10 protein-coding genes and 1 tRNA gene are annotated in these 12,366 nt (G+C 67.2%); 5 read left to right on the top strand and 6 right to left on the bottom strand.

What is annotated here, in order from left to right:
- Positions 1-247: 247 nt before the first annotated feature.
- From AC5RUJ_RS04970 to AC5RUJ_RS04950, 5 genes are all read right to left on the bottom strand, one after another.
- Positions 248-321, bottom strand: a tRNA-Gly gene (locus AC5RUJ_RS04970).
- Between the two features lie 74 nt (positions 322-395).
- Entirely contained in the window at positions 396-1,664 is a 1,269-nt protein-coding gene (locus AC5RUJ_RS04965) for an ABC transporter ATP-binding protein (RefSeq protein WP_494000720.1), read from the bottom strand.
- 24 nt (positions 1,665-1,688) lie between these two features.
- The gene (locus tag AC5RUJ_RS04960; RefSeq protein WP_494022333.1) at positions 1,689-2,531 is read right to left on the bottom strand and encodes a carbohydrate ABC transporter permease; all 843 of its coding nucleotides are present in this window, start codon (positions 2,529-2,531) and stop codon (positions 1,689-1,691) included.
- Positions 2,531-3,490 carry a carbohydrate ABC transporter permease gene (locus tag AC5RUJ_RS04955; protein WP_494013010.1) on the bottom strand — a complete coding sequence of 320 codons (960 nt, stop codon included), beginning with the start codon at positions 3,488-3,490 and terminating at the stop codon, positions 2,531-2,533. The genes AC5RUJ_RS04960 and AC5RUJ_RS04955 overlap by 1 nt, the downstream gene beginning before the upstream one ends.
- Before the next feature lie 14 nt (positions 3,491-3,504).
- Entirely contained in the window at positions 3,505-4,824 is a 1,320-nt protein-coding gene (locus AC5RUJ_RS04950; protein WP_494128516.1) for an extracellular solute-binding protein, read from the bottom strand.
- A gap of 219 nt (positions 4,825-5,043) precedes the next feature.
- On the opposite strand from AC5RUJ_RS04950, the gene AC5RUJ_RS04945 reads away from it, so the two are divergent.
- From AC5RUJ_RS04945 to dcd, 4 genes are all read left to right on the top strand, one after another.
- Positions 5,044-5,859: a DUF1684 domain-containing protein gene (locus AC5RUJ_RS04945; RefSeq protein WP_494128517.1), complete on the top strand. Its 816-nt coding sequence runs from the start codon at positions 5,044-5,046 to the stop codon at positions 5,857-5,859.
- A 51-nt stretch (positions 5,860-5,910) separates the two neighbouring features.
- On the top strand, positions 5,911-6,528 hold the full coding sequence (locus AC5RUJ_RS04940; RefSeq protein ID WP_494128518.1) for a DinB family protein: 618 nt from the start codon (positions 5,911-5,913) through the stop codon (positions 6,526-6,528).
- 92 nt (positions 6,529-6,620) lie between these two features.
- On the top strand, positions 6,621-7,478 hold the full coding sequence (locus tag AC5RUJ_RS04935) for a tryptophan 2,3-dioxygenase (RefSeq protein ID WP_494128519.1): 858 nt from the start codon (positions 6,621-6,623) through the stop codon (positions 7,476-7,478).
- A 202-nt stretch (positions 7,479-7,680) separates the two neighbouring features.
- Entirely contained in the window at positions 7,681-8,262 is a 582-nt protein-coding gene (gene dcd, locus AC5RUJ_RS04930; RefSeq protein ID WP_494000714.1) for a dCTP deaminase, read from the top strand.
- Between the two features lie 15 nt (positions 8,263-8,277).
- Here dcd and AC5RUJ_RS04925 read toward each other — a convergent pair whose 3' ends face one another.
- Entirely contained in the window at positions 8,278-9,654 is a 1,377-nt protein-coding gene (locus tag AC5RUJ_RS04925) for an MFS transporter (RefSeq protein ID WP_494128520.1), read from the bottom strand.
- 241 nt (positions 9,655-9,895) lie between these two features.
- Here AC5RUJ_RS04925 and AC5RUJ_RS04920 point away from each other — a divergent pair.
- A partial coding sequence (locus tag AC5RUJ_RS04920; protein ID WP_494155641.1) for a Na+/H+ antiporter subunit A occupies positions 9,896-12,366 on the top strand: 2,471 nt, incomplete at its 3' end.

Raw genomic sequence — 12,366 nt, 5'->3', positions numbered from 1 at the left:
CGGGCCGGAGGCCTCGCAGGCGCATTTCCACCGGAATGGTGTGTTGCTTGACGCTGATCAGCGGATGCTCCGCCAGGGCGCCGAGGAGTTCGGGTCGCTTCTGGGCGGTGCCGCGGGCATGCATTACCACCGGGCCATCGACCGTGCCGGCTTCCTGGCGGACGACGACGAGTAGGACGGCCGCTTCCCGCAGGGATGGGACAAACAAAGGCACCCCGGTCCGAGGGGCCGGGGTGCGCAGTGCGTGTGGAGCGGGCGACGGGAATCGAACCCGCGTATCGAGCTTGGGAAGCTAGCGCTCTACCATTGAGCTACGCCCGCACAGGATCCGCCGTGCAGGCGGATCCGGTCAACAACGAAACCGAGTTTACCCCAGTTCTGCGGCTGGCCGGAATTCAGGCCGGCTGGCCGGCCGTGGAGGCTTCCCGTTCGCGGGCTTCGGCGATTTCCTCTGCCCGGGCACGGTTGGCTTCCTCCGTCAGCGCCGCGCCGGCCGAGGCATCACGGGTCAGGTTTTCACCGGTCTCGGGGTCGAACAGATGCATCTTTCGGGTGTCCAGCCACAGTTCAGCGGAGCGCCCGCCGCGAATCCGGCTGGCGGCGTCCAGCGTGACCACGATCTGCGGCCGCAGTTCCTCGGCGTCCATCTCGCTGGCCAGCGAATTCAGCAGCTCCCGCACGGCGGGGTCCGGGTCGAAGTTGATGTAGCCGTACTGCTCGTTGCCCAGCCACTCGGTGTGGGTCAGTTCGGCCATGAACGTGGATCCCCGGTCCTTCTTGTGTTCTTCCACCAGGGAGGCGTCCTCAAAGAACTCGGGCCGCAAACCCGCGAGCACCACCTTCCTGCCTTCGGCCGCCCTGGCCCTGTCACCGGACACGGGGATGTCGCCGATCGGCGTCTTCAGGACGTTGCCCTCCAGGGTGGCCGGCAGGAAGTTCATGGACGGCGATCCGATGAAGCCCGCCACGAACAGGTTGACGGGCTGCTCGTAGAGTTCCCGCGGGGAAGCGATCTGCTGCAGCAAGCCCTTTTTCAGCACCGCCACCCGGTCGCCAAGGGTCATCGCCTCGGTCTGGTCGTGCGTGACGTAGACGCTGGTGACTCCCAGCCGCCGTTGCATCTGCGAGATCTCGGAGCGCATCTGGCCCCGCAGTTTCGCGTCCAGGTTGGACAGCGGCTCGTCGAACAGGAAGGCATCGGCCTGGCGCACGATCGCCCGGCCCATGGCCACGCGCTGCCGCTGGCCGCCGGACAGGTTCCCCGGCTTGCGCTCCAGGTGGTCGGTCAGTTCCAAGGTCTTCGCGGCGTCGGTGACGCGCCTCCGGATATCGTCCTCGGTGAACTTGCCCTTGGCCAGGCGCAGCGGGAACGCGATGTTCTCGAACACGGTCAGGTGCGGGTAGAGGGCATAATTCTGGAACACCATGGCCAGGTTCCGGTCCCTGGGGGCCTTTTCGTTGACGCGCTCGCCGTCGATCAACAGGTCGCCGGAGGTGATGTCCTCCAGCCCCACGATCATGCGCAGGAGGGTCGACTTGCCGCAGCCGGACGGTCCCACCAGGATGATGAACTCGCCGTCGGCGATGTCGATGCTGACGTCGTTGACGGCGGCGAAACCGTCGCCGTACTCCTTGACGAGGTTCTGCAGCGTGATCGATGCCATGGGATTTCCTTTCCTGCCGCGGGCTCAGCCCTTGACGGCGCCTTGGGTCAGGCCGGAGACGATTTGGCGCTGGAACAGCAGGACCAGCAGCACGATGGGAATGGTGACGATGATGGCCGCCGCGGAAATAGCGCCGACGGGGGATTCGAACTGGGAGGCGCCGGTGAAAAAGGCCAGCGCCGCTGGAACCGGCCGCGCCGCTTCGGTGGACGTCAGCGAAATGCCGTAGACGAAGTCGTTCCACGCGATGAAGAAGGCAATGATCGCCGTCGTAAAGACACCGGGTGCGGCCAGCGGCACGATGGCCTTGCGGAACGCCTGCCAGGTGGTGGCCCCGTCAACCTGTGCGGCCTGTTCCAGTTCCCACGGAATCTGGCGGAAGAACGCGGCCAGGGTCCAGATGGAGATCGGCAGGGTCAGCGAGAGGTAGGGGATGATCAGCCCGGGCCAGGTGTCATAGAGGCCGATGTTCCGCCAGATGTTGAACAGCGGCGTGACGATCGAGATCACCGGGAAGATGGACACCGCCAGCGCGGTGGTCAGGATGACCTTCTTGCCGGGAAAATCCAGCCGCGCGATGGCGTAGGCGCACAGGGTGGCCAGCACGACGGCGATGAAGGTCGCAATCAGCGCGATGCCGATCGAGTTCCGCAGCGAGCTCAGGAACAGCTCCTGCGCCGAGCCGACCAGGATCTGCTCGTAGTTCGAACCCGTCCAGGTGTTGGGCAGGAACTGTCCGGAGGTCAGTTCGCTGGGCAGCTTGAACGAGGTGGCCAGGATGGACGCCACCGGGAACAGCGCATAAATAAGCACCAGCACGGAGATGATGGTCCAGATGACCCGCTCCTTGGTCCGCGACGCTCTCATCACTTGCCTCCTCTCTGGCCGGCGAGGTCCACTTTGAACAGCTTGACGGCGATAAAACAGATCAGCAGTACGCAGACGAAGAGCAGCACGGACACCGCCGAACCCAGCCCGATTTCCAGCCGCCCGATCGAGGTCCGGTAGGCCAGCAGCGACAGCACCTCGGTGCCGAACGCGCCGTTGGTCATGATGAACACGTTGTCGAAGATGCGGAACGCATCCAGCGCGCGGAACAGCACGGCCACCATGATCGCCGCCTTCATGTTCGGCAGGATCACGCGCCGCATCCGCTGCCACCAGGTGGCGCCGTCGACCTCCGCCGCCTCGGTGAGTTCGTCGGGAACCTGGGCCAGGCCGGCGAGCAGCAGCAACGAGATGAACGGCGTGGTCTTCCAGATCTCGCTGGCCATGATCACGCTCAGCGATGTTCCGGTGTTGGCGAACCAGTTCAGGTCGGGATCAATCCCGGGCACCCAGTCGAACCATGAGTTCACGAAGCCGGAGTTGATATCGAACATGTAGAACCAGGCGAACGCGGACACCACCGTGATGATGCCGTACGGGACCAGGATCGCGGTGCGCAGCCAGCCTCGCACCGCCTTCAGCGCCTTGTGCATGACCAAGGCCAGCGCGAAGCCCAGGACGAGTTCGACGACGACGGTCACCACGGTGATCAGCAGCGTGACGCCCAGGTCCCGCCACCAGACGATGTCCGTGAGGATCACGCCGTAGTTGGCCAGCCCGATGAACTCGCGCTCGTCCGGCGCGGTGAGGCGGTAGCTGAAGAGCGAGTCGAACACGGCCTGCAGGATCGGGTAGGCGGTGACGGCCAGCATGATGACGAAGGCGGGACCGGCCAGCAGCCAGCCCAGCCGCCGCTCGGCCTTGGCGCGGTCGCTGTACTGCTGGACCGCGCGCCGCCGTCCGGCCCGTCCGGTCCCGCTGGCGGGCTGGGTGGGGATTTCGATCGAGGTGCTCACAGCAGGTTCTCCCCCCGTAGAACGGAGACGATGAAGTCTGAGGTTTCCTGCGGCGTCGTGGCCGGATCCACTCGCGACGGCGGGGCGAAATTCTGCTGCAGGCTGGTGGAAACTTCGTTGTAGAAGACGGTCTGCGGCCGCGGCGCGGACAGCTCCAAGGACTCGCGGATGGTGTCCGCCATCGGGAAGGACTCCTCGATCCGCGGATCCTCGTAGGCCTCCGTATTTGAAGGCGGGTTGCCGTTGGTGATGAAGTACTCGGCCTGGTTCTCCGGGGTGACGATGCACTCGATGGCCGCGTAGGCCAGGTCGGGATGCTCGCTCGCGGCGCCGACGCCCAGATTGATGCCGCCCAGCGGCGGAGCGGCGGGGTCGGTTTCGTTCATCTGCGGGTAGAGGGTCCAGCCGATGTCCTCGATCAGCGAGGGGTCCACCGTGCCTTCTTCCGCGGCGGTGTTCGTGGCCGGCCAGACGAACGGCCAGTTGACCATGAACGAGCCCTCGTCGCCCTGGAACAGGATCATGGAGTTGTTCTCGTCCTGGGTCGGCAGCCCCGGGCCGCCCAGCCCCTCCCGGCCGATGGTGGAGATGACCTCCGCCGCAGCCGTCCCGGGATCGCTGGCCAGCCCCAGCTCTATCTGATCGGCGTCCGCCTCGGGGTTCTCCAGGATCTGACCGCCCGCCGACTCGACCAACGCGTTCAGCCACACGGTCATGGACTCGCCGCGCTGGCCCTGGACGCCCAGGAACTTCTCCTGCTCGGCCGCGGCATCCATCAGCTGCTGCCACGTGACCGGCTGCGTCATGTCCAGGCCGGCGGCTTCGGCCACCGACTTCCGGTACCACAGCAGTTGGGTGTTGGCCCAGAACGGGACGGCGACCAGCTCGTCTTTCCACGTGGCCCCCGCGAGCGCGCCTTCCACCACGTTCTGCGTGGTGCGCTCCGCAACATCGTCCGGGACCGGCGCCAGGAACCCGGGCTCGGCCAGTTCGGGGATGAACGGCGGGTCCAGGCTCATGATGTCCAACGACGAATCGCCGGCCGCAAGGCGCCGGGCAAGCTGCTCCCGCTGGGAGGCCGCGTCATTGGGCAGCAGCGACGTCTCGATCCGGTACGCGCCGTCCGCCTGATCGGTGCACAGTTCCGCGATCGTCGCCTGCCCCCCGTCGTCGGGGTTGATGTACCAGGTCAGGGTGGGAGTTCCGTCCTCGGGGCTGCAGCCCGCCAGCAGCGTGGCTCCCAGCGCCAGCGTCACCGCCGCCCCCACGCGGGCTGTCGCGCGCCGGTGGCGCCGCCGGTTTTCGTCCTTGGGCATCGGCATGAGCCTCCCATTCTGGTAGACGCACTGGCCGCCCGGCTTCCGTTGCGCTTTGTGCCACGCAGCCTTGTGAAATAGAGCGTATTCTCCTGCAGGCGAATGCGCCATGGTTCGGCGGAGGTCAGGGACTGCGGGCCGGGGAATACCGCACGGCGGGCGGCACGTTGTGCCCCGTACTGCCGGAGTGCCCGGCAATTGATTTGAGGGACGGCGAGCATGACCACTCCACGCGACGAGACCCGCCGGCGGGAAAGCTGGCTCCGGTTCAGGGACAACCGGAACCAGGCGCTGGCAGCGGAGCACGGCTGGCTCACGCTCACCTCGCTGCAGTGGCTGCCGGCCGAGCCCGCGCGGCTGGAAAAGATCACCGGCCTGTGGAGCGCCAACGGGCCGGCCTCCGGCGGCGGCCACGCCTCGTTGACGGCGAGCGCCGAGGACGGCCTGTATCTGGCGGACAGCGGGGAGCCGGCCACCGGCACCTTGACGGCATCCCTGGGAAACGAGGAGTCGCTGCTCTGGGTGCGCCGCGGCAGTGTCGCCGTCGAATTGGCCGTCCGGGGCGACCGGTACGCCATCCGGACGCGGGACAACGACTCGCCCAAGCGGCGGGCCTTCGACGGGGTCCCGGTTTTCGATTACAACCCGGACCTGGTGGTGGCCGGCCGGTTCCAGGCGTATCCGGAGCCCCTCGCGCTGCAGATAGCCACCTCGAACCCGGCGGTGGGAGGCATCGCCACCGCCGTCGGCACGGTCAGCTTCGAACTGGGCGGAACGGTCCATACCTTGGTGGCGGAGCAAGAGAAACTGGGCGCCCTGTCGCTGAACTTCCACGACGAAACCAACGGAGACAGCACCGCCGGCTGGCGTTCCGTGGTGACCCGCCGTCCCGGCCCCGACGGCACGGTGCTGATCGATTTCAACCGGGCCACCAACTTCCCCAGCGCCTTTACCGCGTTCGGCACCTGCCCGATGCCGGTGGAAGGCAACATTATTGCGGCACCGGTGGAGGCCGGGGAGCGCCGCATGGGCTGAGCATCGCCGGGAACGGTGGCGCTTGCCGCTCCTCTGCGGCAGGATCAGTGGATGGACCCAACGGCGGGAGACTTCCGCACCATCACCGATGACCTGGCCGACCGCTTGGCGGAGCTCCCTGACGATGCCTGGGACGACCCCGCGCTGGAGCTGGAGTGGAGCTGCCGCGAGACGGTGGCCCACATCATGGACGACTTCGCGTTCTACGCCCTGCAGCTGTCGGGGCGGAACCCGCCGCAGGACGGCTACGTGGCGCTGCTGGACCCGCCGCCTTGGCGCCCGGGCGGGCCGCAGATCCTGTTCTGGCCCGACCCTGCCACGGGAACGGCCGGCATCGTCGGTTGTTTCGATGCCGCCGCGGGACTGCTGTACGCGGTGACGGCCACGGCCACCCGCACCCACCGCGGTTACCATCCGGCCGGGACCTCGGACGCCTCCGGTTTCGCGGCGATGGGCATCGCCGAAGCCGTGTTGCACGGATTCGACATACTGGCCGTCCACGGGGTCGGCTACCGGCCTGACGAAGCCGTCTTGAGACGGGTGCTGAACCGCATCTTTCCGGCTGCACGGCGCACCGGCGATCCCTGGCAGGATCTGCTCCACGCCAGCGGCAGGACGCCCGAAACCCGCGGCCGGAAGTGGCGGTGGGACTCCTCGGTCCGCGGCTGAGGACCCCAGCGCGGCTGCGGAGCATTCGCGGCGCCGGGGCCGTAGGCTGGTAGCAGGCCTGCAACGAGGCAGGAGGACCGACGGAAGCCGCCATGACCGTAGACAAGAACACCCGACGTCTCGAGGACGACATCGAGACTGATTTCTCGGACAAGATGAGCTACGGCTCCTACCTGTCCCTGGGCCAGTTGCTCTCCGCCCAGCACCCGGTCAGCCGCCCGGAGCACCACGACGAGATGCTGTTCATCATTCAGCACCAGACGTCCGAGCTGTGGTTGAAGCTGGTGCTGCACGAGCTGCGCACCGTCCGGCAGAAGCTGCGCGACGACGACTTGCGGTTCGCCATGAAAGGCATCGCCCGGATTAAGCACATCCAGCGCTCGCTGACCGAGCAATGGTCCGTGCTGGCCACGCTGACGCCTTCCGAATACGCCGAATTCCGGGGCGATTTGGGTTCGGCGTCGGGCTTCCAGTCCTACCAGTACCGTGCCGTGGAGTTCCTGCTGGGCAACAAGAACAAGGGCATGCTGGCCGTCTTTGCGGACGATCCGGCCGCCCAGGCCATGCTGGGCGAGCTGTTGGAACAAAGCAGCGTGTACGACGAATTCCTGGCCTACCTGCACCGGCACGGCTACCCGGTTCCGGTGGAGCTGCTAAACCGTGACGTGACCGAGGCCCACGAGTTCAACCAGGAACTGGTGGGGACGTTCAAGGCGGTCTACGAGAATGCCGGCGCGAACTGGGACGTCTACGAGGCCTGCGAAGAACTGGTGGACCTGGAGGACAACTTCCAGCTCTGGCGCTTCCGGCACCTGAAGACGGTGGAGCGGACCATCGGGATGAAGCATGGCACCGGCGGCTCCTCCGGCGCCGGCTTCCTTCGCCGGGCGCTGGAGCTCACCTTCTTCCCGGAGCTGTACGCGGTGCGCACGGAAATCGGCAAGGCCTGACCGGCGGCTTCGAAGCTGCCGGCGGAGGCCGTTCGTTCCCCCGCCGACAGCGGCCCCGTGGCCGCCACCGAGGGTGCTGCGGCCCGCCTGGTTCAATCGTCGCACCGCTGACACCGTTCCGACCAGAGGCCCGGTGCAAAAGCCCGGGCGGAGGCCGCGTCATGCGTCGGGGGAGAGCGCCGGTCCCGTGTATTTTTGAAGGGTGCTGATCTCCGACCGCGATATACGTGCCGAACTGGACTCCCAACGCATCGTCCTGGATCCGTTCCAGCCGGACATGATCCAGCCCTCAAGCGTGGACGTGCGGCTTGACCGGTTCTTCCGGCTGTTCGACAACCACAAGTACGCCCACATCGACCCGGAGTTGGAGCAGCCGGAGCTGACCCGGCTGGTGGAAGTGGACCCCGAGGAACCGTTCGTCCTGCATCCCGGCGAATTCGTGCTCGGCTCCACGTACGAGACCGTGACGCTGCCCCATGACATCGCGGCCCGGCTGGAGGGCAAGTCCTCGCTGGGGCGGCTGGGCCTGCTGACCCACTCGACCGCAGGGTTCATCGATCCCGGTTTCTCCGGGCACGTGACGTTGGAACTCTCCAACATGGCGACGCTGCCGATCATGCTCTGGCCGGGCTCCAAAATCGGCCAGCTGTGCTTCTTCCGGTTGTCCTCGCCGGCGGAGCATCCGTATGGTTCGGGCGTATACGGCAACCGCTACCAGGGCCAGCGCGGCCCCACGGCTTCGCGCAGCTACCAGAACTTCCACCGCACCGTCATCGAACGCTGACCCTGGCCGGGCGGCTCAGGCGCTGGGCGTACTGGCGCGCTGGATCCGGGCCGGCGTCTTGACCGGCAGCAGCGCCAGCAGGCCGGCGACCAGCACGACGAGGATGCCCAGGATGCCGTGGCGCTGTTCGCCGAAGACGGTAATGGACAGCGCGAACAGGGACGGGGCCAGGAAGCTGACGGCCCGCCCGGTGGTGGCGTAGAGGCCGAAGAATTCGCCCTCCTCGCCGCGCGGCGCGAGCCGGGCCAGGTAGGCCCGCGACGACGACTGGGCCGGCCCCACGAACAGGCACAGCAGCAGGCCGAAGACCCAGAACGTGGTGTCGCCGGTCCAGGCGTTGCCCAGGAACACGTGGTTGCCCGGGCCCAGCGCGAAAATGGCGACGGCGGCGACGATCAGCCCGACCAGCGCCCCCACGATGACGTTCTTCGGGCCGATGCGGTCGTCCAAGACCCCGCCCGCGACCGCGCCGACCGCTGCGACGACGTTTCCGGCGATGGCGAAGACAATTACTTGGCTGAGCGAGAAGCCGAAGGTGCCGGCGGCGATCACCCCGCCGAAGGTGAACACCGCCGCGAGCCCGTCGCGGAAGATGGCGCTGGCGATCAGGAAGAAAATCGTGTGCGGGCTGGAGGTGAAGATCGCCTTGATGCGGCGGAAGAGCAGCCCGTAGGACGCAAAAAAGCTCAGCGACGCGGCGGCAGGCTGGCGCGGGATCTCCGGGACGGCGAACAGTACCGGCAGCGCGAAGGCCATGAACCACACGGCGCAGAACACCGCCACCAGGCGGATGTTCAGCCCGTTCTCCGCCGTCGCCCCGAACCAGCCGGTTTCGGGCAGGACAAACCCGACCAGCACCAGGGCCAGCGCCACGACCCCGCCGACGTAACCCATGGCCCAGCCGAAGCCGCTGACCTTGCCGATGGTCGACGGCGTGGAGATCTGGGTGAGCATCGCGTAGTAATTCACGTTCGCGAACTCGAAGAAGATGTTGGCCAGCGCGATGAGTCCCACGCCCAGGAAAAGGAAGCCGGGGGAGGGGAAGACGAAGAAGCACAGGCCGGTCAGTACCGCGACGGCGACGCTGTTGAGCCCGAGCCACAGCCTGCGGCGGCCCCCGGTGTCGGAGCGTTGCCCGGTGACCGGGGCCAGGAGGGCGATGGCCAGCCCGGCGATAGCCAGCCCGTAGCCGAGGATTTCGGACGCGAAGGCCTCGCCGCCGAAGGCATCGCTGGTGAGATAAACGGTGAACACAAAGGTTGTCATGACCGCGTTGAAGGCGGCGGAGCCCCAGTCCCAGGAGGCCCAGGCCAGGACGTGTTTTTTATTCAGCCGCTCCGCGGCCGCGCCGCCCGCCGTGTGGGTTGCCGGAATGCCGGCCGACTCAGTCATACCGCGATGCTATCCGTTTCGCCTGCTGCGAACTTTGAGCAGCGCCGGGAGCCGCGTGAATCTTTGGCGAACAGCGGGATCACGCGCCGTCCGCGGCCCTCCCGGCGGCTGTCCGCGGCCCTCCCGGCGGCTGTCCGCGGCCCTCGGCGGGCGCCGCGCCGTCTATGCCATGGGTAGAATGGACCTTGGCCCTGTCCGTCTAAATCCTTGGCAAACCCGAAGGAAGTTCCGGAGTATCCTCGTGCTGATTGTGCTCACCCTGCTTTTTGCGGTGGCCTTTATAGCGCCCTTAATTTTCCGGAAGCTCGGCCGGTCAACGTTCTATATCCTCGCCGCGGTTCCCGCCGCCGGATTCGTCTGGCTGATCGCCACGTTCGACAACTACACCGGGTCTAGCCAGGCGGCGCTGGACGGCGCTCCGAACGCCCCGCCGTCGGAGGTCTTCGCCTGGGTCCCGGGCCTGCAGCTGGAACTGGCCTTTCGGATGGACACCCTCGCGGCGGTGCTGTGCATCCTGATCCTGGGCGTTGGCGCCCTGGTGCTGTTCTACTGCGCCCGCTACTTCAAGGCCGACGATCCGGACATCGGTCCTTTCGGCGCGCAGCTGCTGGCCTTCAGCGGCGCCATGTTCGGTTTGGTCACCGCCGATGACCTGATCCTGCTCTACATTTTCTGGGAACTCACCACCGTCCTGTCCTACCTGCTGATCGGGTACGCCAGGCACCGCCTCTCGGCGCGCCGGTCCGCGTTGCAGGCCCTGATGGTTACCACCCTCGGCGGGCTGACCATGCTGGTTGGCCTGCTCATGATCGGCCAAACCGCCGGCACCTACCGGATCTCCGAGATCCTCGCGGCAGCCGGAACGCTGATGGCACACGGCCAGATCATCGACATAGCCATCCTGCTGGTACTCATCGGCGCGATCAGCAAGTCCGCGTTGGTTCCCTTCCACTTCTGGCTCCCGGCGGCCATGGCGGCGCCGACCCCGGTCAGCGCCTACCTCCATGCCGCCGCCATGGTGAAGGCCGGCATCTACCTGGTGGCGCGGCTGTCACCCGGATTCTCCAGCACCGACTACTGGCACGGCGTCGTGCTGGGGCTCGGGCTGCTGACCATGCTGGTGGGCGGCTGGCAGGCCATGCGCCAGAACGACCTGAAGCTGATCCTCGCCTACGGGACGGTCAGCCAACTGGGCTTCCTGACCCTGGTGGTCGGGCTCGGTTCGCAGGAAGCCGCGCTGGCCGGAATGGGCCTGTTGCTGGCCCACGGTTTCTTCAAGGCGACCCTGTTCCTGGTGGTGGGCATCATCGACCACCAGGCCGGAACGCGTGACATCCGCGAACTGTCGCACCTGTACCGCAAGGCCCCAAAACTGTTCGTGGTCGCGGTCATCGGTGCCGCGTCGATGGCGGGCCTGCCGCCCCTGCTGGGCTTCGTCGCCAAAGAGTCGGTCTACGAAGCCTTCATCCACCGGGCCGAAGTCTCCGGCTGGGTGGGGGGCCTGCTCCTGGCCGGCGTGGTGGCCGGATCCATCCTGACCTTCGCCTACAGCGCCCGCTTCGTCTGGGGCGGGTTCGCGGCCAAACCCGGCCGCGCGGCCATCGAGTTCAAGCCCATTCCGTGGGCCTTCCTGGCGGCTCCCGCCGTGCTCGCCGTGGCCACCGTGGTGTTCGGGCTCTGGCCCGCCCCGGTGGAAGCCGCCGTCGCCCCCTACGCCGGTCTCTTCACCCTGGACACCGCAGCCACGCACCTGGCGCTGTGGCACGGGGTGACGCCGGCTCTCGGGCTGACCGCCGTCACCATCGCCGCCGGTGTCGCCCTGTTCCTGCTGCGCACTCCGATAGCGGCCTTCCAGGCCAGGATCAGCTTCATCCCGGACGCGGACCGGATCTACCGCGGCATCATCGGCGTGCTGGACGAGGTGGCCATCTGGGTCACGGGCCGGACCCAGCGGGGCTCGCTGGTCTTTTACCTGTGCGTGATCCTGATCGTGGCGATCGTGACTCCGTTGAGCGCCATCGTCCTGATGGACGCTCCGCTGCCCGAGAGCGTGGTGTGGTTCGATACCCCGGCGCAGGCCATCGCGGGGCTGATCGTGGCGGCAGGAGCGCTGGGTGCCATCCGCGCGAACAAGCGCTTCATGGCGGTGCTGATGGTCTCGGTGGCCGGCTATGGCCTGGCCTTTATCTTCGCCATGCAGGGGGCGCCGGATCTGGCGCTGACCCAGATGCTGGTTGAAACAGTCTCCCTGGTGGCTATCGTGCTGGCACTTCGGTCCCTGCCGGCGCGACTGTGGCTGCGCACGCCGGGGCGCTTCAAACTGCTGCGCGCCATCATCGGCGCCGCTTTCGGCCTCACGATGATAGTGATCGCGATGACGGCGATGGCGGCACGCACGGCCGATCCGGTGTCCCTGGCCCTGCCGCAGCTGGCCTATGAGGGCGGCGGCGGCAAGAACATCGTCAACGTCATTTTGGTGGACATCCGGGCCTGGGACACGTTCGGCGAGATTTCCGTGCTGGCCCTGGCAGCTACCGGCGTGGCCAGCTTGATCTTCATCCGGAGCCGCGGGGAGAAGCGTCCGGAGCCCGTGGACGCCGTCGCCAGCGGATCCGTGGGGCGCGGTTACGAGACCGTGGCGCACTCGGACCGCGAGGCGGCGGCCCTGGCGACGGCCCGCAAGTTCGCCGTCGTCGCGCGAGACGCCTTGCT

This window comes from Arthrobacter sp. Y3223164 (genome assembly GCF_059091005.1).
Note: the sequence above shows the minus strand (reverse complement) of the source record. Positions and strands in the feature narration are given on the sequence as shown.